The organism is Microbacterium sp. BH-3-3-3, from assembly GCF_001792815.1.
GTDB lineage: Bacteria > Actinomycetota > Actinomycetes > Actinomycetales > Microbacteriaceae > Microbacterium.
In genome coordinates, this window is the sequence record NZ_CP017674.1 from 3,323,179 (window position 1) to 3,343,501 (window position 20,323).

Annotated in this window: 14 protein-coding genes, 1 pseudogene and 1 riboswitch; of the genes and pseudogenes, 8 read left to right on the forward strand and 7 right to left on the reverse strand. The window is 71.3% G+C overall.

The genetic code is table 11. The features are described 5' to 3' along the window. Positions 1 to 29 precede the first annotated feature (29 nt). The 6 genes from BJP65_RS15305 to BJP65_RS15330 are packed head-to-tail and all read right to left on the reverse strand — an operon-like array spanning position 30 to position 6,609. On the reverse strand, positions 30 to 926 hold the full coding sequence (locus BJP65_RS15305; RefSeq protein WP_070409687.1) for a glycosyltransferase family 2 protein: 897 nt from the start codon (positions 924 to 926) through the stop codon (positions 30 to 32). Then, positions 923 to 1,993: a cysteine desulfurase family protein gene (locus BJP65_RS15310; RefSeq protein ID WP_070410056.1), complete on the reverse strand. Its 1,071-nt coding sequence runs from the start codon at positions 1,991 to 1,993 to the stop codon at positions 923 to 925. The genes BJP65_RS15305 and BJP65_RS15310 overlap by 4 nt, the downstream gene beginning before the upstream one ends. A 56-nt stretch (positions 1,994 to 2,049) precedes the next feature. Then, positions 2,050 to 2,907, reverse strand: coding sequence for a carboxylating nicotinate-nucleotide diphosphorylase (nadC, locus tag BJP65_RS15315; RefSeq protein ID WP_070409688.1), 858 nt, complete (start codon positions 2,905 to 2,907; stop codon positions 2,050 to 2,052). Further along, positions 2,901 to 4,544, reverse strand: a complete 1,644-nt coding sequence (nadB, locus tag BJP65_RS15320; RefSeq protein WP_083285892.1) for an L-aspartate oxidase — start codon at positions 4,542 to 4,544, stop codon at positions 2,901 to 2,903. The genes nadC and nadB overlap by 7 nt, the downstream gene beginning before the upstream one ends. Continuing rightward, positions 4,541 to 5,872, reverse strand: a complete 1,332-nt coding sequence (gene nadA / locus BJP65_RS15325) for a quinolinate synthase NadA (RefSeq protein WP_070409689.1) — start codon at positions 5,870 to 5,872, stop codon at positions 4,541 to 4,543. Before nadA ends, nadB begins: the two co-directional genes overlap by 4 nt. Before the next feature lie 11 nt (positions 5,873 to 5,883). Beyond that, on the reverse strand, positions 5,884 to 6,609 hold the full coding sequence (locus BJP65_RS15330; protein WP_055837813.1) for an NUDIX domain-containing protein: 726 nt from the start codon (positions 6,607 to 6,609) through the stop codon (positions 5,884 to 5,886). Between the two features lie 302 nt (positions 6,610 to 6,911). Here BJP65_RS15330 and BJP65_RS15335 point away from each other — a divergent pair, with 302 nt between their 5' ends. The 6 genes from BJP65_RS15335 (at position 6,912) to BJP65_RS15360 (ending at position 15,736) form a co-directional block, all read left to right on the forward strand. After that, positions 6,912 to 8,087, forward strand: coding sequence for a MarP family serine protease (locus tag BJP65_RS15335; RefSeq protein WP_070409690.1), 1,176 nt, complete (start codon positions 6,912 to 6,914; stop codon positions 8,085 to 8,087). A gap of 107 nt (positions 8,088 to 8,194) precedes the next feature. Then, positions 8,195 to 9,049: a hypothetical protein gene (locus BJP65_RS15340; RefSeq protein ID WP_156784917.1), complete on the forward strand. Its 855-nt coding sequence runs from the start codon at positions 8,195 to 8,197 to the stop codon at positions 9,047 to 9,049. A 134-nt stretch (positions 9,050 to 9,183) separates the two neighbouring features. Further along, a riboswitch (glycine riboswitch) is annotated at positions 9,184 to 9,278 on the forward strand. 168 nt (positions 9,279 to 9,446) lie between these two features. Next, complete coding sequence (locus tag BJP65_RS15345) at positions 9,447 to 10,634, forward strand: glycine cleavage system aminomethyltransferase GcvT (protein WP_070409692.1); 1,188 nt, start codon at positions 9,447 to 9,449, stop codon at positions 10,632 to 10,634. Continuing rightward, on the forward strand, positions 10,631 to 11,005 hold the full coding sequence (gene gcvH / locus BJP65_RS15350) for a glycine cleavage system protein GcvH (RefSeq protein WP_055836177.1): 375 nt from the start codon (positions 10,631 to 10,633) through the stop codon (positions 11,003 to 11,005). Before BJP65_RS15345 ends, gcvH begins: the two co-directional genes overlap by 4 nt. Further along, a complete protein-coding gene (gcvP, locus tag BJP65_RS15355; RefSeq protein WP_070409693.1) occupies positions 11,002 to 13,881 on the forward strand; it encodes an aminomethyl-transferring glycine dehydrogenase in 2,880 nt (959 codons plus the stop codon). Before gcvH ends, gcvP begins: the two co-directional genes overlap by 4 nt. A gap of 112 nt (positions 13,882 to 13,993) precedes the next feature. Then, positions 13,994 to 15,736 carry an ABC transporter substrate-binding protein gene (locus tag BJP65_RS15360; RefSeq protein WP_083285893.1) on the forward strand — a complete coding sequence of 581 codons (1,743 nt, stop codon included), beginning with the start codon at positions 13,994 to 13,996 and terminating at the stop codon, positions 15,734 to 15,736. 66 nt (positions 15,737 to 15,802) lie between these two features. On the opposite strand, the gene BJP65_RS15365 is transcribed toward BJP65_RS15360, so the two are convergent. Then, the gene (locus tag BJP65_RS15365; RefSeq protein WP_083285894.1) at positions 15,803 to 16,579 is read right to left on the reverse strand and encodes a CPBP family intramembrane glutamic endopeptidase; all 777 of its coding nucleotides are present in this window, start codon (positions 16,577 to 16,579) and stop codon (positions 15,803 to 15,805) included. Between the two features lie 352 nt (positions 16,580 to 16,931). On the opposite strand from BJP65_RS15365, the gene BJP65_RS15370 reads away from it, so the two are divergent. After that, complete coding sequence (locus tag BJP65_RS15370; protein ID WP_070409696.1) at positions 16,932 to 18,707, forward strand: ABC transporter family substrate-binding protein; 1,776 nt, start codon at positions 16,932 to 16,934, stop codon at positions 18,705 to 18,707. Positions 18,708 to 18,926: 219 nt separating this feature from the next. Further along, a pseudogene (locus tag BJP65_RS17110) lies at positions 18,927 to 19,430 on the forward strand (ABC transporter permease); the annotation flags it as partial. Positions 19,431 to 20,323 lie beyond the last annotated feature (893 nt).

Below are 20,323 nucleotides of genomic sequence, written 5' to 3' on the forward strand. Positions count from 1 at the left end.
GACGGGCGGAGTCGCCCGGCGGCGTGCCCTCAGTCCGGCAGCGTCTCGAGGAACGCCTCGAGCGCGATGCGGTACGCCGGGTCGGGGTGCGCCTCGGCGATCCGCAACAGGGGCGGAAGATCGAGCGTGCGGATGAGCGCTCCACGCTCGCGGACGGCCGCGTCGGCGCCGGCGGCGCGCAGCAGCGCGATGCCCTCGCCCAGGGCGTCGAGGTAGTCGCGCAGCACGTCCACCTCGGCCAGGCGTTGAGTGATCGATCCGCCATCGCGGCGTTCCCGCCAGTCGACGACGACGTCGGGCACCACGTCGAACGCCGACGCGAGCGTGTACATGCGCTGCGCGAGCACCTGGTCTTCGTAGTAGCGGCCCTCGGGGAAGCGCAGGTCGTGCGCGCGCCAGAAGGCGGTGCGGCTCAGCTTCGACCAGGCGACGATGTTCCCGGATGCCGCCGGGTGCTCCGTCAGCGTGGTGCGCTGCCGCGCCGGGTCGGTGGCGGCGGCGACCCACGGCTGCACGTCGCCGGCCGTGTAGCCGGGGCCGTCGGCATCCGGGCGCAGGCGCACGTACGCACCCACGACGAAGTCGCTGCCGGTGCGGTCGAGGGTGTCGGCGAGGCGTGCCAGGGCGTCGGGGCGATAGCGGTCGTCGGCGTCGAGGAAGGCCGTGTAGGGGGTGTCGACCTCGGCGAGGCCGGTGTTGCGGGCGGCGCCGAGGCCGCGCTGCTCCTCGTGGCGCACGACGCGGAAGCGGGCGTCGGCGGCCGCGGCGTCGGCGAAGATGCGGGTCGTGTCGTCGGTGGAGGCGTCGTCGACGAGGACGGCGGTCCAGTTCGAGTGCGTCTGGCCGCGGACGGAGTCGAGCGCCTCTTCGGCGAAGTCCGCCACGTCGAAGCCGGGGATGATGACGGTGACGGCGGTGGAACTCACCCGCGTGATCCTACGGCGGCGACCGCGGCGACGACGGCATTCGCTACGGGGTCGAGAGATCCGGTGAGCCCTCGCGGCAGGGTGAAGCGCACGGCGGTGCGGGCCTCGTCGTGCGCGATGCCGAGCGCGAGTAGCACGTGCGACGCCTCGTCGCTTCCGGCGGCGCACGCCGATCCGCTCGACGACACGACCCCGCGCCGTTCGAGCTCGAGCAGCACCGTCTCACCGTTCGTGCCGGGGAACACGAAGCTCGCGGTGCCGGGCAGCCGTCGCTCGGGGTGGCCGGTGAGGCGCGCGCCCGGAACGAGCGCGAGCACACGGGCGACGAAGGCGTCGCGGAGCGCCGAGACGCGCCGCGCCTCGGCTTCGCGCTCGTCCTCGGCCAGGGTCAAGGCGGTGGCGATCGCGACGGCCCCCGCGACGTCGGGAGTGCCGGAGCGGCGACCGCGCTCCTGACCGCCGCCGTGCAGGAGCGGCTCGAAAGGGAGCCGGCCGCGCACGGCGAGGATCCCGGTGCCTTTCGGCGCGCCGATCTTGTGCCCGGCGACGGTGATCGCATCGGCCCCGAGCCCCGCCAGCGGCAGCCACCCGGCGGCCTGGACGGCGTCGAGGTGCAGGGGGACCCCCCGGGCGTGGGCGACGGCGGCGAGGGCGGCGGCATCCTGGATCGTGCCCACCTCGTTGTTCGCGTAGCCCACGCTCACCAGCGCGGTCTCATCGCGCAGCACGTCGGCGAGGGCGTCGGGGGTCAGCGTGCCGACGGCGTCGACGGGGGCGTACGTGATCTCGGTGCCGTGGAAACGGGCGAGGTAGTCGGCCGAGGCGAGCACCGACTCGTGTTCGATCGCGGTGGTGACGAGGTGCCGGCGCTCCGAGCCCAGCACGAGACCTTTGAGGGCCGCGTTGTTGGACTCGGTGCCTCCCGAGGTGAACATCACGTCTCCGGCGCGCAGGCCGAGCACCCGGGCGACCCGCGAGCGGGCGTCGTCGAGGGCGGATGCCGCGGCCTCGCCGATCTCGTGCTGGCTCGACGGGTTGCCGAAGAACCGCGTGAGGTAGGGCGCCATGGCCTCGAGCACCTCGGGGCGCACGGGGGTGGTGGCGGCGTTGTCGAGGTAGAGGGTCACGCCGTCTCGATGCGGATGTCCAGCCCGAGGTCGAGCGAGGGCGCGGAGTGGGTGAGGGCGCCGACCGAGATGACGTCGACGCCGGTCTCGGCGATGGCCCGCACGGTGTCGAGGCTCACCCCTCCCGACGCCTCGACCTGGGCGGCTCCGGCGATGCGGGCGACGCCGACGCGGAGGTCGTCGAGCGAGAAGTTGTCGAGCATGATCGTGCCGACCCCGGCGGCGAGCACGGCGTCGATCTGGTCGAGGCGGTCGACCTCGACCTCGACGTGGGTCGTGTGGGGGAGTCGTGCGATCGCGCTCTCGAGGGCCTGCGTCACCGACATCCCGCTGGCGGTGAGCACGGCGAGGTGGTTGTCTTTCGCCATCACCGCGTCGGACAGCGAGAAACGGTGGTTGTGGCCTCCGCCGTCACGCACGGCCTGGCGCTCGATCGCGCGCAGGCCCGGGGTGGTCTTGCGGGTGTCCACGATGCGCGCGCCGGTGTGCGCGACCTCGTCGACGTAGCGACGGGTGAGGGTGGCGATGCCCGCCATGCGCTGCACGAAGTTGAGGCCGATCCGCTCGGCCGTCAGCACCGCCCGCGCGGGGCCCGTGACGACGGCGAGCGTGTCGCCGGGCGCGAAGGCGGCGCCGTCGGCCACGCGCATCTCGACGACGACCGAGGGGTCGGTCAGCGTGAACGCGGCCGTGAACACCGCACCGCCGCTGAAGACGCCGGGCGCCCGGGCGACCAGCTCGGCCCGCGCGGTGGCGTGCTCGGGGATCAGCGTTTCGCTGGTGAGGTCGCCCCACGGGGCGTCTTCGTCGAGCGCGGCCGAGACCACGCGGTCGATGGCGGTGCGGGTCAGCATGCGGAGACCTCCTGGGGACGGGGACGGGATGCCGGGGCGGAAGGCGAGACGTCGGGTCGCGGCGGCGAGGCATCCCGCGTGCGGGCGCCCCGCGTGGCCGTGCCCGGTGTCACTGTGCCCGGTGTCACTGTGCCCGGTGTCACTGTGCCCGGTGTCACCGTGCCCGGTGTTGCGGCGGCCGGGGTCCCGGCATCCGGGGCGTCGGAGCGGAAGTGCGCTCCGATCGAGCCCGAGCGGGCACGGGCGGCAGCGACGACGTGCGTGGCCACCAGCAGCAGGTTGGCGTCCTCGATCGACCGGGACGCGGTCTCGGCGCTCCACGCGGCGAGCACGCCGGCGGCGCGAGCGAGGCCGGCGCCGTCGCGCACGAGTCCGGCCTCGGCCCACAGGAGCTTCTGCAGGGCTTCACGTGAGAACGGCGGGGCCTCGGTGGGGGCGGACGTCTGCAGCGGCAGCGCGGGGGAGGCCTCGGGCCACGCCTCGTCACGCGCGACGGCGTCTCCGGCGCGGGCGCCGAACACGGCCCCCTCGAGCAGGGAATTGGATGCCAGGCGGTTCGCGCCGTGCACTCCGGTGCGCGCCGTCTCACCCACCGCGTACAGGCCCGGCACGCTGCTGCGTCCGTCGAGGTCGGTCACCACACCGCCCATGAGGTAGTGCGCCGCGGGAGTCACGGCGATCGGGTCGCGCGCCCAGTCGAGCCCGCGTTCGCGCACGGCGGCGTCGATCGTGGGGAAGCGCTCGGCGAGACGCGCGGCGCCGAGGGCGGTGGCATCCAGCCGCACGGGTCGGCCGTCCTGCGCGGCCATGGCTCGGGCGTTCGCGCGGGCGACCACGTCGCGCGGAGCGAGCTCGCCGTCGGGGTGCGCGTCGAAAGCGAAGCGCCGACCCGCCTCGTCGACGAGCACGGCCCCCTCGCCGCGCACGGCCTCGGAGACGAGGAACGGCGCGCCCACCGCGAGCGCGGTGGGGTGGAACTGCACGAACTCGAGGTCGGCGACGGCGGCGCCGGCCCGGATGGCGGCGGCGATGCCGTCACCGGTCGCGCCGAGGGGGTTGGTCGTGTGGGCGTAGAGCTGGCCCGCGCCGCCGGTCGCGAGGATCACCGCGTCGGCGGTGAGGCGCTCGCCGTCGGCGAGCTCCACGCCCGTGACGCGACCGTCGTCGAGGATCAGGTCGCGCAGCAGCGCGTGCTCGCGCACCACGACGCCCGCCGTGCGCACGGCGGCCCCGAGCGCCGCCTGGATCGCGGCTCCGGTGGCGTCGCCGCCGGCGTGCAGCACGCGGGGACGGGCGTGGGCGGCCTCGAGACCGCGGGCGAAGTCGCCGTCGATGCCCCGGTCGAACGCGACACCGCGCGCGACGAGCTCGACGATGCGCGTCGGCCCCTCGCCCACCAGCACGTCGACCGCGGAGGGATCGTTCATCCCCACGCCGGCGGTGAGCGTGTCGGCCGCGTGCGAGGCGACGTCATCGAGGGGAGAGGTCACCGCGGCGATGCCGCCCTGGGCCCAGCGCGTGTTCGTGTCGGCCACCGCGCCCTTGGTCACGACGGTCACCGCGCATCCGTTCTCGGCCGCGTGGAGCGCTGCCGTCAGGCCGGCGATGCCGCTGCCGACGACGACGACCGTGGTCATTTCACGGCGCCGCTGGGCTTGGCCGCGAGCATGCGCTCGAGGGCGACGGTGGCCGGGGCCGCGACCTCGGTCGGCACGGTGATGCGGTTGACGACCTCGCCCGCGACGAGCGACTCGAGCACCCACGCGAGGTAGCCGGGGTGGATGCGGTACATCGTCGAGCAGGGGCAGACGACCGGGTCCAGGCAGAAGATCTCGTGCTGCGGATACTGCGCGGCCAGGCGCTGCACGAGGTTGATCTCGGTGCCGATCGCGAAGGTGGTGGGTTCTGTGGCCGCGGCGATGGCCTTGCGGATGAGGTCGGTCGACCCCGCCTCGTCGGCCGCGTCGACGACGTCCATCGGGCACTCGGGGTGCACGATCACGCGCACTCCGGGGTGCTCCACGCGGGCGCGCTCGATCTGCTCGACGGTGAAGCGTCGGTGCACCGAGCAGAAGCCGTGCCACAGGATGACGCGGCTGTCGACGATCTGCGCGTCCGACGACCCGCCGAGGGGCTTGCGAGGGTTCCACATGGGCATCTGCTCGAGGGGCACGCCCATCGCCTTGGCGGTGTTGCGGCCCAGGTGCTGGTCGGGGAAGAACAGTACGCGGCGCCCGCGCGCGAACGCCCACTCCAGCACCGTCCGGGCGTTGGAGGAGGTGCAGACGATGCCGCCGTGGCGCCCGACGAAGCCCTTGATGGCGGCGCTGGAGTTCATGTACGTCACCGGGATCACCGGCACGAGGCCCTCCGCATCCGGGGTGTCGAGATCGCCCAGCACGTCGGCGAGCTGCTCCCAGCACTCCTCGACCTGATCGATGTCGGCCATGTCGGCCATGGAGCACCCGGCGGCGAGGTTCGGCAGGATCACGGCCTGCTCGGGCCGCGAGAGCAGGTCGGCGGTCTCTGCCATGAAGTGCACGCCGCAGAACACGATGGCCTCGGCCTCGGGCCGGTCCTTCGCGGCGTTCGCCAGCTGGAACGAGTCGCCCACGTAGTCGGCGTGGCGCACGACCTCTTCGCGCTGGTAGAAGTGCCCGAGCACGACGACCCGGTCGCCGAGCGTCGCTTTCGCCGCGCGGATGCGGGCGTCGAGCTCGTCGTCGGAGGCGTCGCGGTACGCCTGCGGCAGTTCGCCCTGGCGGGGAGCGCCGGTGGGGATGACGTCTCCCATCGACGAGCCCGGACCGTAGCCCGGGCGGGTGTCGAAGTCCCAGGGACCGACCGCGAGGTCGGTGGTGCAGGTGGCGTCGATGGAGGCGCCGGAGACGATGGCCTGGATCGCGTGGTCGACGCTCGGGTCGATCGCGGGACGCGGCTGCAGGGTGAGGGGCGTGGCGGACATGGGCGTTCCGATCAGTGACGGGACGGGAGGGGGCCGCGGTCGGCCAGCTCCACGTCGCGGTTGTAGCGGTACAGGCGGGCGGGGCGGTGGCTTCCGGTGCGGAAGCGCTCGGTGGGAATGAGGGTGTCGGACGTGTCGACCTGGCGGCGGAAGTTCGCCGGGTCGAGGCGTTTGCCGAGGATGGTCTCGTTGACCTCGCGGAGGTCGGCGAGCGTGAACTCGTCGGGGAGCAGCCCGTGCGCGATGCGGCTGTAGCCGACCTTGTTGCGCAGGCGCCACAGCGTGTACTCGACGATGTGGTCGTGGTCGAATGCGAGAGCGGGCAGGGCGGTCGCGTCGAACCACTCGACGTTCTCGGGGGCGTCGCCCTGGCGGGCGTGGGCGGCGACCTGCGCGTCGACCTCGTCGGAGCGCAGCAGCGCCCAGTACACGATCGACACCACGCGGGTGGGGGAGCGGTCGACGGCGCCGAACGCGTACAGCTGCTCCAGGTAGCTGGGGGTCAGCCCGGTGGTCTCGGCGAGGGTCCGGGATGCCGCCGTGTCGAGCTCTTCGGTCGCGTCGAGCCAACCGCCCGGCAGGGCCCACCGCCCGTCGAAGGGGTCGCGGGTGCGGCGCACCAGGGGGAGCGACAGGACGGGTTCGTCGTCGGCGCCGCGGCGCACGCTGAAGATCACGGTCGACACCGCGACGCGCACGTCGGCGTCGCGGGACTCGGGCTCAGGGGTTCGTGTCATGGTGACCATATCTCCGGGATCGATCTTAGTGTCATCCCGACCCGAAGGGCGAATCGGTGCCCGCCGTCCGCGGTGACGGGGCGGCGGGTCATGGCCGCGTGGGCGGTTCGGGGCACGATTGGCGCACTGGGGCGGGCGATATCCGCCCCGATGCGCCAATCGCGCCCCGAACCGCGGCGACCGCGGGATGGAGGAGCGGGCGCGGGTTCTTCGCCCCGGAACCGCGCCCGCCCGCAGCGGCCGCGTCGAAAGGGTTCTCCCAGACGCGCGGCTTAGCGTGAGAGTCGGATTGGGGAGGTCGGATGCCGATCATCGACATCGTTCTGATCGCCCTTCTGGCGATCGCGCTCATCACGGGCCTCTCGCGAGGTTTCCTCGCCACGATCGGCTTCTTCGCCGGCCTCGCGGTCGGCGCCGTCGCCGCGTACTGGGTGACGCCGTTCGTCGGCCAGTGGATCACCGAGCCGGCCTGGCGGGGCCCCGCGATGATCGGCGCCGGCATCCTGTTGCTGCTCATCGGCTCGGGTCTCGGCAGCGCCCTGGGCGGCTTCTTCCGTCGGGGCGCCGACCGCATCAAGCTCCGCGTCCCCGAGCGTCTGCTCGGCGGAGTCGTCAACGTCGCCGCGGCCGCGCTCGCCGTGTCGTTCGTCGCCGGATCGCTCACCCCGGTCGGGGTTCCCGTCGTGTCGGCAGCGCTGGGCTCGTCGGCCGTCATCCGCACGATCGACGACCTCACCCCCGCCCCCGTGCGCGGCGCGCTCGCCGAGTTGCGCGGAACGGTCTTCGCCGAGGGGATCCCCCGCCTCGGCGAGCTCATCCAGATCGGACCCGTGCCGAGCGCCCCGGCGGTCGCCCTCGACGACCCCGCGCTGACGCAGGCCGCGCAGTCGGTCGCGCGGATCTCGGGCACCGCCTACGCCTGCGGCATCACCTCGAGCGGCTCGGGCTTCGTCGTGGCGGCCGACCGCATCGTCACCAACGCGCACGTCGTCGCCGGCGTCGACACGCCCCTCGTCGAGCTGCCCGGCCGCCCGGCGCGCGAGGGGCGGGTGGTCTACTTCGACCCGACCGACGACATCGCCGTGGTCTCGGTCGACGGTCTCGACGCCGCGCCCCTGCCGATCTCCCCGACCCTCGAGGTGGGGGCTTCCGCCGTGGTGCAGGGATACCCGGGCGGGGGACCGTTCACCTCGGGCAGCGCCCAGGTGCTGTCGTCGGGCACCGTCCCCGTTCCCGACATCTACGACACCTCCTCGGTGCCGCGCGACATCTACGCGCTGGCCGCGGTGGTCCGGCCGGGGAACTCGGGGGGACCCCTGCTGACGACGACGGGTGAGATCGCGGGCATCGTCTTCGCCCGCAGCGACACCGACGACAACGTCGGTTACGCGATGACCCCCGCCGAGCTGCTCCCGGTGATGGCGCAGATGGACGCCCTGTCGGCGCCCGTCGCCTCGGGAAGCTGCACGCGCCGCTGAACGGGGCGCCGGGGCGAGGGCCCCGCGCCGGGGGCGGACCCTTCCACATCCGGTGCTCGCGGACAACCGGGCAGCCGGCGTCCGCCGCCGTTTCCTACCGTGGGGGGATGAGCCAGAAGACAACGCTTCGCACGGTGTCCACCGCCCTCGCCGCCTCGACGGTCGTCCTGCTCCTCGCGGGGTGCGTCGGACAGAGCAGCTCCGAACCCTCCGCCTCGACCCCGCCCGCATCTCCGAGCCGCCCGTCCGTCACGTCTTCGGCCCCGGCTTCGCCCTCCGCCGACGGGGTGAGCGAATCGGAGGCCGTGAGCCTCGTCGAGGACTACCTGACGGCGTTCCAGGAGGAGCGTTTCGCCGACGCCTACACGCTGCTGTCCGAGGGGGCGCAGTCGATCGCGGGGCCCGCCGAACGGTTCGCCGACACGGCCGTCGGCGGGTTCGTCCGCGTCGACGACGCCACCGGATATCTCGGAACGGACGGCGTGATCACCGCGGGGCCGGGGCCGGTCGACGGCGTGGTCCTCGTCACGGCCGTCGCCGACCGCCACGCCGATGCGTGGATCGTGCGGGACACGCCGGAAGGCCCCCGCATCGACGATGCCGGCGTTCCCCTCACCGGACAGAGCCCGTACGAGTGGGTGAATCCCGCCTCCGGGCCCGAAGACATCCGCGACGTGACGCCCGTGGACCCCACGGCACCCGCCGCGATCGTCTTCGCCGATCGGGGAGACGGCGCCGAGGACGGTGCCAGCCTCGTGGGTGATCCGGATCAGATCGTCGCCTACATCGGCACGACGGAGGTCACCGCCTCCGCTGCGGCCTCCGAGTCGCAGCGCCGGTGGGACATCGCCCTCGACAGTGTCGTGCCCTCGGCCGACGTGCAGCCCCTCACCGTCGCCTGGAGGGTCAGCGACGACATCGACGTCTGGCGCACCAGCACCACGCCCCTGTACACCGGGTGAGGGGAGTCCGGGGCCCGCGGCGGTGAGGGCGACGTGGGCGATCGAGGCCGCGGCATCCGGTGTCGTGAACCGCGGGGCTGGACAGAGCGCAGCGGGCCTCCGCTAGGCTGACCCCACAAGTCCACACCGGCCCCATGATCGATGCGGGAGAGCTCCGGCGAACGCAGCCGGGCACCGAAGGAGCAAGCCTCCCCGCCAATCTCTCAGGTACGCGTACCGCGTCGATCGGGCCACTCTGGAAAGTGATCCGGGTGCACCGCGCCGGATCCGCCGACGGTGAAAGCCCGCCATCCTGTTCATCGAACGGATGCCGTGGCGAAACTCTCAGGCCCATGACAGAGGGGGAGTTCTCCAGGCGCCGACCGGCGTCTGTCCGTCATCGCGAACGGCAGAACTCATGACCGACACCCCCGCACCTCCACGCTCGTCGCCGCTGCACGATCGGCACGAGGCCCTCGGCGCCTCGTTCACCGACTTCGGCGGCTGGAACATGCCCGTGCGCTACACCTCCGACCTCGCCGAGCATCACGCGGTGCGCACGGCCGCGGGCCTGTTCGACATCTCGCACATGGCCGAGTTCTGGGTGCAGGGCGGCCGCGCCGCGGACTTCCTCGACTTCGTGCTCGCCGGCCGCATCTCCACGATGCGCATCGGCAAGGCCAAGTACTCCCTCGTTCTGGCCGACGACGGCGGAATCGTGGACGACGTCATCGTCTACCGCACCGGTGAGGACTACTTCCTGGTGATCGCCAACGCCGGAAATCGGGATGCCGTGGCCGCGGCGTTCGACGGTGCCCGCGCCACGTGGTCGTCGGCGCAGGCGTTCCTCGACGGCCCCCTCGAGGGCACCGATTACGCCGTGACGTCCGGTGGGGCGATCCCGCGGGTCGAAGACGTCACCGATCAGCTCGCGCTCATCGCCCTCCAGGGCCCCGAGGCCCTCGGCATCCTGAGCTCCACCCCGGGGGTCGAGATCACCGGCACCGCCCTGGACGAGTTGGGCTACTACGCCTGGACCGACGGCACCTTCCAGGGCGCCTCACTGTTCGTGGCCCGCACCGGGTACACCGGCGAGGACGGCTACGAGCTGCTCATCCCCACCGCCCAGGCCGGCGCCCTCTGGGACGCCGCGCTCGCCGCGGGCGCCGATCGCGGACTGGTCCCCTGCGGCCTCGCCGCGCGCGACACGCTGCGCCTCGAGGCGGGGATGCCGCTGTACGGCCACGAGCTCTCGCGCGACATCGTTCCCGCGCAGGCCGGCCTCGGCCGCGTCGTCGCCGTCGACAAAGAGGCGTTCGTCGGCAAGGACGGCGTGGCGTCGAGCCCCGCCGACGCCCCCGTGCTCGTCGGGCTCGTGTCGGAGGGCCGTCGCGCGGGCCGCGCCGGTTACTCCGTGCTCCGCGGCGATGACACCGTCGGCGAGATCACCAGCGGTGCCCTGAGCCCCACCCTCGGCCACCCCGTGGCCATGGCTTTCGTCACGCCGTCGGCGAGCGAGCCCGGAACCGAACTGACCATCGACGTGCGCGGAACCCGCATCCCCGCCATCGTCACCGCCCTTCCCTTCTATCGGAGAAACGCATGACCGACCTCACCGCCCTCAGCTACACGTCCGAGCACGAGTGGATCTCCCTCGAGGGGGACATCGCGACCGTCGGCATCACCGACTTCGCCGCCGACAAGCTCGGCGACGTCGTCTTCGTCGAGCTGCCCGGCGCCGACTCCGCGGTCGCCGCGGGCGACGTCTGCGGCGAGATCGAGTCGACCAAGTCGGTCGGCGAGCTCTACGCCCCTCTCACCGGCACCGTCGTCGAGGTGAACGACGCGGTCGTCGACGACCCCTCGCTCGTCAACGCCGAGCCGTTCGCCGGCGGGTGGCTCATCAAGATCCGCGTCGAGGGCGATCTGCCCGAGGGCCTCCTCGACCGCGCCGCGTACGAGGAACTCACCGCATGAGCACCCTCCTTCCCGCGCGGACCGATACCGCCGCGCCCGCCGTCTTCGTCGATCGCCACATCGGCATCGACGCCGACGCCCAAGCCCACATGCTCGAGGTCGTCGGGTACGACAGCGTCGAGGCGCTCGTCGAGACCGCCGTCCCGGCATCCATCCACGTGCAGCAGCGCGCGACCAGCTCGATCCCGACCGCGGCCACCGAGGCCGAGGCGCTGGCGGAGCTGCGGGAGCTCGCCTCCGCGAACCGCTCGGCGCGCCCGCTGATCGGGCTGGGGTACTACGACACCTTCACCCCCTCGGTGATCGCCCGCAACGTGCTCGAGAACCCCTCGTGGTACACCGCGTACACGCCCTACCAGCCCGAGATCTCGCAGGGTCGGCTCGAAGCTCTCATCAATTTCCAGACGATGGTGACCGACCTGACGGGCCTTGCCACGGCGAACGCCTCGATGCTCGACGAGTCGACCGCGGTCGTCGAGGGCATGCTCGTCGCACGTCGGGCATCGAAGGCGAAGACCGACGTCTTCCTCGTCGACGTCGATGCCCTGCCGCAGACCAAGGCGCTGCTGCACCACCGCGCCGCGGCCGTCGGCATCCGCATCGAGGAGACCTCGTTCGCGGGGGAGCTGCCCGAGGCGTTCGGTGCGTTCGTGCAGTACCCCGGCGCCACGGGGCGCGTGTGGGACTTCTCGGCCGTCGCCGAGACGGTGCACGCCGCCGGGGGCCTGGTCGTGGCCGCCGCCGACCTGCTCGCCCTGACCCTGCTGCGCTCGCCCGGCGCCCTCGGCGCCGACGTCGCGGTCGGGACGACCCAGCGCTTCGGTGTTCCGCTCGGCTTCGGCGGGCCGCACGCGGGCTACATGGCCGTGCGGGCGGGCCTCGAACGCCAGCTCCCCGGGCGCCTCGTGGGCGTGTCGCAGGATGCCGTGGGAGCCCCCGCGTACCGCCTGTCGCTGCAGACGCGCGAACAGCACATCCGTCGCGAGAAGGCGACCTCGAACATCTGCACCGCCCAGGTGCTGCTGGCCGTGATGGCGGCGATGTACGCGGTGTACCACGGCCCGCAGGGGCTGCGGGGGATCGCGACGCGCGTCGCGCGGAAGGCCGACATCCTGGCATCCGCCCTGCGTTCGTACGACCTGACGCTGGCGAGCGATGCGTTCTTCGACACCGTGCGCGTGCACGTGCCGGGGCGCGCCCAAGACGTGGTCGACCGGGCGCGCGAGCGCGGCTATCAGCTGCTGTGGGTCGACGATGCGACCGTGGGGGTCTCGGTGGACGAGACGACGACGGATGCCGACCTCGCGGCCGTCCTCGACGCGTTCGGCCTCGCGAGCGACGACCTGCCCGAGGGCGTGGCGCTCCGCGGCGTGGACGAGGCGCTGCACCGCGACGACGAGTACCTCACGCACCCCGTCTTCCATACTCACCGCAGCGAGACGGCCATGATGCGGTACCTCAAGAGCCTCGCCGATCGCGACTACGCGCTCGATCGCGGCATGATCCCGCTGGGGTCGTGCACGATGAAGCTGAACGCGGCGACCGAGATGGCCGCGGTGTCGTGGCCGGAGTTCTCGCGCGTGCACCCGTTCGCCCCCGAGGCCGACGTGCACGGCTACCTCGAGATGATCGAGCAGCTCGAGCGCTGGCTCGCCGAGGTCACCGGCTACGACGCCGTCTCGCTGCAGCCGAACGCCGGCTCGCAGGGCGAGCTCGCGGGACTCCTCGCCATCCGCGGCTACCACCTCGCGAACGGCGACACCGAGCGCACGGTGTGCCTCATCCCCTCGTCGGCGCACGGCACGAACGCGGCCTCGGCGATCCTGGCGGGCATGAAGGTCGTCGTCGTCGCCTGCGACGAGGCCGGGAACGTCGACCTCGACGATCTGCGGGCCAAGATCGCCCAGCACGCCGAGTCGCTCTCGGCGCTGATGATCACGTACCCCTCGACCCACGGCGTGTACGAGCACGACGTGCTCGAGATCACCCAGGCCGTGCACGACGCCGGTGGACAGGTGTACGTCGACGGGGCGAACCTCAACGCGCTGCTCGGCTTCGCCCGCTTCGGCGACCTGGGCGGCGACGTGTCGCACCTGAACCTTCACAAGACGTTCGCGATCCCGCACGGCGGTGGGGGCCCGGGCGTCGGCCCGGTCGCCGCGAAGGCGCACCTCGCGCCGTTCCTGCCCTCGCATCCGTTCTCGCAGCGCGCCGACCACGCCGGCGGCGTGTTCGACGGGGGACCCGTGTCGGCCGCGCCGCACGGGTCGGCGGGGATCCTGCCCATCTCGTGGGCGTACGTGCGCATGATGGGGGCCGAGGGGCTTCGCCAGGCCACGGCCGCGGCCGTAGTGTCGGCCAACTACATCGCCGTGCGCCTGCGCGAGCACTACCCGGTGCTGTACGCGGGCGAGGGCGGTCTGGTCGCGCACGAGTGCATCCTCGACCTGCGTCCCCTCAAGGAGCAGACCGGGGTCACCGTCGACGACGTGGCCAAGCGTCTGATCGACTACGGCTTCCACGCCCCGACGATGTCGTTCCCGGTCGCCGGCACCCTCATGGTGGAACCGACCGAGAGTGAGGACCTCGCCGAGCTCGACCGGTTCGTGGATGCCATGATCGCGATCAAGCACGAGGCCGACGCCGTCGCCGCGGGGGAGTGGCCCGCCGACGACAACCCGCTCGTGAACGCGCCGCACACCGCCGAGACGGTGGTCGTGGGCGAGTGGGAGCACGCGTACTCGCGCGAGACCGCGGTGTACCCCGTGCGTTCTCTCATCCGCGGCAAGTACTGGCCCCCGGTACGCCGCATCGACCAGGCGTACGGCGATCGCAACCTCGTGTGCTCGTGCCCTCCGCCGGAGGCGTTCGCCTGAGCGCCGCGTGAGTGCGGCGGCGATCCCGGCCGGGTTCCGGGATCGCCGCCGGATCGTTCGCCCACGGCCCGGACGGGGGGTTCGCACAGGAGGCGTTTAGTACAGTTCGGGTGTGCACCACGGGCTGACTGACCACTCACGACCGACTCGACGACGACGCGGACGGGGGCGGTCGATCGCCCTGCTCGCCGCCTGCGCCATCGTGCTCGCCGGGTGCGCTGCGCCCGACGCGGCTCCCGCGCCCGAGCCGGAGGCACGCACCAGCCTCACGGTCGGCGTGGTCGGCAGCCTCACGAGCTTCAACGCCGAGAGTCGCACCGGCGACACGGCGGCCAACCGTGCGGTGTCCGAGCTGCTCGACGAACAACTCGGTTCGCTCGACGGCGACCTGCAGGTCGTTCCGAACGACGGCCTCGGACGCATCACCCGCGTCGAGGGCGACCCCCTGAAGGTCAGCTACGAGCTGTTCACCGACCGCACGTGGTCGGACGGCACGCCCGTCACCCTCGACGACCTGCTGTTCGGCTGGGCGGTGTCGTCGCACTTCTTCGACGACGCCACGTACGACGCCACCGGGCAGATCGTCTCGGGCACGCGGTACTTCGACACCGCAGCCCCCGCCGACCCCAACGCGCGCACGGCGCGCCCGAGCATCGACCGTGCCGCCGACACCCTGACCCTCACCTATGACGAGCCGTTCGCCGACTGGAACCGCCAGTGGCTGCTCGATCGGCCGGTCCACGTCGTCGCGCAGCGCGCAGGGGTCAGCGTGAAGGACCTGCTCACCGCCATCCTCACGGTCCCCGAGGGCGACCCGACGGCGCCCGTCGCCCCCAACCCCGTGCTGGCGGCCGCCGCGCAGGCCTGGAACACGGGCTTCGACGTGCCCGCGGGAACGGCTCCCGATCCGGCATCCGTCGTCGCCGCCGGCCCCTGGACCGTCGCTTCGGCCACGACGGACACCCTCACCCTGGCCCGGCGCGACAGCTACCAGGGCGCGCACTTCCCCGGGCTCGAGGGCCTCACGGTCCGTTTCTTCGCGGATCGTGCGGCGCAGCTCTCGGCGATCGAGGCGGGAATGGTCGACGTGGCGAACATCGGCGACCTCGACGAGGACGGGCTGAAGACGCTCACCGACGCCGGTCTGCAGGTGGTCACCGGGCCCACCACCGAGACCCTGCAGCTGCGGTTCGCCAACGGCACCGCCCCCGCCCTGCGAGAGGCCACCTCGCGTTCGCTTGACCGCTCGGTGATCGTGAAGGACGCGCTGGGCACCGTGCGGCCCGACGCGCAGCCGCTGCAGTCGTTCCTGTCGTCGCCCGCGGCCGGTCAGCTCTATCGCGACCTCACCTCGGGCAACGGTGCGCCGGGAACGGGGAGCGACGTCGACGGTGCGCGCGAGGCGCTCGACGACCGCGCCGCGGTGCTGCGGGTGGGGTACGACGCCACCGACGAGATCTCGGCGCAGGTCTTCGCGCGCATGGTGACGATGGGGGCGACCGCGGGCATCGCCGTGCGCGTCGCGACCGAGACCGAGACTCCGGATGCCACCCTCGCCTGGGTCGGAGAGGACGAGAGCCTGTATCGCTCGGCCCGCGATCGGATCGCCGAGGGGGTCGACGGGCCCGACACCGCGCGCCTGTTCGCCGGACTCACGAACGACACCGACCCGGTCGACGTGCTCGCCGCGGCGAAGAAGATCGATCAGTCGCTGTTCACCGCGTACGCCGGTGTGCCCCTGCTCGAGCGCACGGGCGCGGTCGTGACCGCCGCCGGCGTCGGGGGAGTGGCCTACACGTCGCAACCGAACGGCCTGCCGCCCGCATTCTGGACCTGGACGCCGCCGCAGCCCTGATCGCGAGGTCGGGCGTGGCGGTCCGACCGTCGCCGATTCAGCGCGATTCGTGCCGCCCGCGGGGCGTCACGGGGTGACGGTCGGCGACGGTGTGGGCGTGACCGCGGGGGTCGGCGGGGCGAAGATCGCGGGCCACCACGCCGCTGCCAGCGGGTAGCCCACGAAGGCCACGATGTCGATGATCGTGTGCGCCACGACGAGCGGCATGACGCGGCCCCAGCGCTTGTAGCACCAGCCGAACACGAGTCCCATGACGACGTTGCCCAGCGCCGAGGGCCACCCCTGGTAGAGGTGATAGCTGCCGCGCAGCAACGCCGTCGACACGATGATCCCCGTCCACGACCAGCCGAGGCGTCGCAGGCGGTCGAAGAGGTACCCGAGGAAGATGACCTCCTCGGTGAGCCCCGCCCGAAGGGCCGCGAGCACCAGCAGAGCGATGACCCACCACGACGAGTCCAGGGGGGCCGGAACGACGGCGATGCTCTGGCCGAGCGCGCGTCCGATCGCGTACACCCCGATCCCCGGAACGCCGATCAGCAAAAGCAGCAGCACCCCGCGCAGAATGTCGCTGCCGAACCGCCGGAAATCCAGACCGATCCGGTGCAGCGCATTGTTCGCCGGCTCCCACAAGAGGAAGACGACGAGCGCGACCAGAGCCAGCGAGAAAGCGATGTCCAGGAACTGGTAGACGGCGTCCCAGAGCGGTTCGGCGCTGCGCGACGGATTCAACTGCGTCTGCTGCTGCGAGATGGGCGCCCGGGTCACGGTGCGCACGAATGACACCACCGAGTAGATCGCGGACTGGCCCACGGTGACGAGCAGGACGAGGGCGATCTCCCACATCAGTCGTCGTCGTCGATACGTCGTGTCGCCCTCGCCGAGGGAGGGCGGGTCGGAGAACGAATGCCGGGTCACACCGTGTATCTAACACCGGCGGGCGATGAGCGATGGGTGCGCGCAGGAGCATCGGCGGGGGATGATCGGCCGCTTCCGGGGATGACACAGAACGGGGTTGTCAGAATGCTCTACGCAACCGCGCTCAAGTTAAAGGTCTGTAACGAATTGCCCAGGAGTTTTGACCATCCGGAAGCCTTTATCTATCGTTTCGGTATCCACGGCTTCCCCCTGCCACTCGCGTGTCGGGGGTGCCCGTCCACTCTGCACTGGAGGCAAAGTGTCTGAAAAGACTCGGCGCATGCGCGCCCTTACGGCGGGAGCAGGAGTCGCGGTCGCGGCTCTGGCCCTTGCCGGTTGCACCACCACCGCCACCCCCGAGGGCGGTGCGTCGTCCACCGGCGGCACCGTCACCATCGCCACGACGAACGCGTTCACCTCGTTCAACGGCGACACCCCCGAGGCCAACCTCGACACCAACGGCATGGTCGGTTACCTGACCGGTGTCAGCGGCGGCCTGGGCCTCGGTGGCTTCCAGCGTCTCGACAAGGACTTCTCGATCCTCGACAACACCGACTTCGGCACGTACGAGACGGTCTCCGAGGACCCCCTCACGGTCAAGTACACGATCAACGAGGGTCTCACCTGGTCGGATGGCGAGCCCATCAACGCCGATGACATGCTCGTCAACTGGGCCATCAACTCGGGCTACTTCGATGACGCCAAGCTCGACCCCGCGACCAGCGAGGTCACCAACGGCGGCACGCAGTACTTCAGCCTCGCCGGCAGCACCGCGGGTCTCGACACCACCGCCTTCCCCACGATCAGCGACGACAACATGTCGATGACGCTGGTGTACTCGCAGCCCTTCGTGGACTACGAGCTCGTCAACCCGATCGGCAAGCCGGCCCACGTGCTCGCCGAGAAGGCCGGCGTGTCGGAGTCCGAGTTCGTCGACCTGCTCAAGTCGCTGCCCGAGGGCAACCCCGACGCGCCCGTCGCCCCCAACGCGACGCTCAAGGCCGCGGCCGACTTCTGGAACACCGGCTACGACGTCACCGCCATGCCGACCGACCAGAGCCTGCTCGTCGCGAGCGGTCCGTTCATCGTGACCGACTTCACGCCCGAGCAGAGCATCACGCTGGGCAAGAACCCCAACTACAAGGGCGAGATGTCCCCCGCGTACGACCAGCTGATCATCCGCTTCATCGGTGACTCGAACGCTCAGGTCACGGCGCTCCAGAACGGTGAGGTCCAGGCCATCCAGCCGCAGGCCTCCGCCGACACGCTGACCGCGCTCGAGAACGCGAACGCCACGGTCCACTCGGGCAGCCAGCTCGCGTACGACCACGTCGACCTGACCTTCGGCGGTGTCTTCGCCGACGCCAACGTCCGTGAGGCCTTCCTCAAGACGATCCCGCGCCAGCAGATCCTCGACTCGATCATCAAGCCGGTCAACCCCGACGCCAACGTGCTCAACTCGCAGATCTTCCTGCCCACCGACGGCGACCAGTACACCACCGCCGTCTCCTCGAGCGGATACGACGCGTTCACCGAGCCCGACATCGAGGGCGCCAAGGCGCTGCTCAACGGTGCCACCCCGACCGTTCGCATCCTCTACAACACCAACAACCCGAACCGTGTCGACAGCTTCCGCGCCATCCAGCAGTCGGCGCAGCAGGCCGGCTTCGTGATCGAGGACGCCGGTTCGCCCGACTGGAGCAAGCTCCTCGGCAGCGGCAGCTACGACGCGTCGATCTTCGGTTGGGTCTCGCCCGGTGCCGGTAACGCCGCGCTCCCGCAGATCTTCAAGAGCGGCGGCGGCGGTAACTACAACAACTACAGCAACTCGGCCGTCGACACCCTCGTCGACGAGACCCAGGTCACGGTCGACACGACCAAGCTGGCCGACCTCAAGGTGCAGATCGACACGGCCACGGCGAAGGACTTCTACGGTCTGCCGCTGTTCCAGTCGCCCGGTCTGTTCGCTGACAACGGTTCCGTGACGGGCGTCGACTACTTCGGCGGCCAGACCGGCATCGTCTGGAACGCACAGGAGTGGACGCTCGCGGGTTGATGACCCGTTGATCCCTCGTGAGGCGCCGGAGTCGCTCGGCTCCGGCGCCTCACTTCGTCTGCGCGCGGCGCGCTCTCTGCGCCGCGCCCGCGACTATCCTTTCCAGGGCGCCGTCTCCGCGTCCGTCACCCGATCGAAAGAAGACCTCCCGCGATGGTCGGATTCATTCTCAGGCGCATCGCCGTCTCGATCCTGGTTCTGCTTGCAGCATCGTTCATCATGTACGTGCTCGCCGCCAACGCCGGCGACCCCCTCCAGGACCTCCGCGACAGCACCGCCGCCAACCGCGACCAGCTGATCGCCGCCCGCGTCGCCGCGCTCGATCTGAACGTGCCCGCGCCGCTGCGTTACTTCCTCTGGCTGGGCGGCGCCGCCGGCTGCCTCATCCCCTTCGCCGGAACCTGCAACCTGGGTCTGACGATCAGCAATGCCCCCGTCCTCGACATTCTGCCCACCGCGGTCGGCTCCACCCTCCAGCTCGTGACGGCGTCGTTCGTGCTGGCGATCGTGCTGGGCATCGTGGTCGGTGTCGTCTCGGCTCTGCGCCAGTACAGCGGCTTCGACTTCGGCATCACGCTGCTGAGCTTCTTCCTCTTCTCGCTGCCGTCGTTCCTCGTGGCGGTGCTGCTGAAGGAGTTCCTGGCCCTCGGCTTCAACAGTTTCCTCGAGTCGGCCACCTCGATCCCGATCTGGGTGATCGTCCTCCTGGCGGTCGTGTCGGCCGTCGTCTGGCAGGCCATGATCGGCGGCGAGGCGCGTCGTCGCCTGATCGTCGGCGCCACCGCCGCCGCGGCGACCGTGGCGCTGCTGGTGTACTTCAACGTCACCGACTGGTTCCGCAACCCCGGCTTCGGTCCCGTGGGCCTGCTGCTGATCATCGCCGGTGTGGTCGTCATCGTCACGGCCCTCATCGCCGGGCTCACCAACCGTCGCGCCCTCATCGTCGCGGCGCTCAACGGCGCGATCTCGTACCTCTGCTTCTTCCTGCTGCAGGGACTGTTCGACATCTCCACGCCCGCGACGATCATCATCATCGGCCTGGTCGCCGTGGTCGTCGGTCTCGCCACGGGCTACCTGCTCGGCGCCCCCGACCGCGGCATGACCGCGCGCATCGGCGGCCTCGTGGCGTTCCTGTCGTTCGCGCTCGTGATCCTCGACCGCTACATGCAGTCGTGGCCGGCATACGTCAACAACCCGCGCATCAACGGTCGCCCCATCGCGACGGTCGGCGCCGTCACCCCCGGGTTCAACGGCGACATGTGGATCACGGGCATCGACAGCTTCACGCACCTGCTGCTCCCGACGATCTCGCTGCTGCTGATCTCGTTCGCGGGATACACGCGCTACGCCCGCGCCGGCATGCTCGAGGTGATGAACCAGGACTTCATCCGCACGGCCCGCGCCAAGGGTCTGCCGGAGCGGACGGTCATCCTGCGCCACGGCCTGCGCAACATGCTCATCCCGATCGTGACGCTCGTTGCAACCGACGTCGGAGCCCTCCTGGGTGGCGCGGTCATCACCGAGAAGGTCTTCGCGATCTCGGGCATGGGTCAGCTGTTCGTGACCTCCATCCAGCGTGTGGACGTGAACCCGGTGATGGGCTACTTCATCGTCAT

Bases quoted from the DNA above. Each gene is read 5' to 3' on its own strand.
- BJP65_RS15310 (WP_070410056.1), bottom strand. From the start codon at position 1,993: ATGGCGCCCTACCTCACGCGGTTCTTCGGCAACCCGTCGAGCCAGCAC.
- nadC (WP_070409688.1), bottom strand. From the start codon at position 2,907: ATGCTGACCCGCACCGCCATCGACCGCGTGGTCTCGGCCGCGCTCGAC.
- nadB (WP_083285892.1), bottom strand. From the start codon at position 4,544: ATGACCACGGTCGTCGTCGTCGGCAGCGGCATCGCCGGCCTGACGGCA.
- nadA (WP_070409689.1), bottom strand. From the start codon at position 5,872: ATGTCCGCCACGCCCCTCACCCTGCAGCCGCGTCCCGCGATCGACCCG.
- BJP65_RS15330 (WP_055837813.1), bottom strand. From the start codon at position 6,609: ATGACACGAACCCCTGAGCCCGAGTCCCGCGACGCCGACGTGCGCGTC.
- BJP65_RS15335 (WP_070409690.1), top strand. From the start codon at position 6,912: ATGCCGATCATCGACATCGTTCTGATCGCCCTTCTGGCGATCGCGCTC.
- BJP65_RS15340 (WP_156784917.1), top strand. From the start codon at position 8,195: ATGAGCCAGAAGACAACGCTTCGCACGGTGTCCACCGCCCTCGCCGCC.
- BJP65_RS15345 (WP_070409692.1), top strand. From the start codon at position 9,447: ATGACCGACACCCCCGCACCTCCACGCTCGTCGCCGCTGCACGATCGG.
- gcvH (WP_055836177.1), top strand. From the start codon at position 10,631: ATGACCGACCTCACCGCCCTCAGCTACACGTCCGAGCACGAGTGGATC.
- gcvP (WP_070409693.1), top strand. From the start codon at position 11,002: ATGAGCACCCTCCTTCCCGCGCGGACCGATACCGCCGCGCCCGCCGTC.
- BJP65_RS15365 (WP_083285894.1), bottom strand. From the start codon at position 16,579: ATGTGGGAGATCGCCCTCGTCCTGCTCGTCACCGTGGGCCAGTCCGCG.
- BJP65_RS15370 (WP_070409696.1), top strand. From the start codon at position 16,932: ATGCGCGCCCTTACGGCGGGAGCAGGAGTCGCGGTCGCGGCTCTGGCC.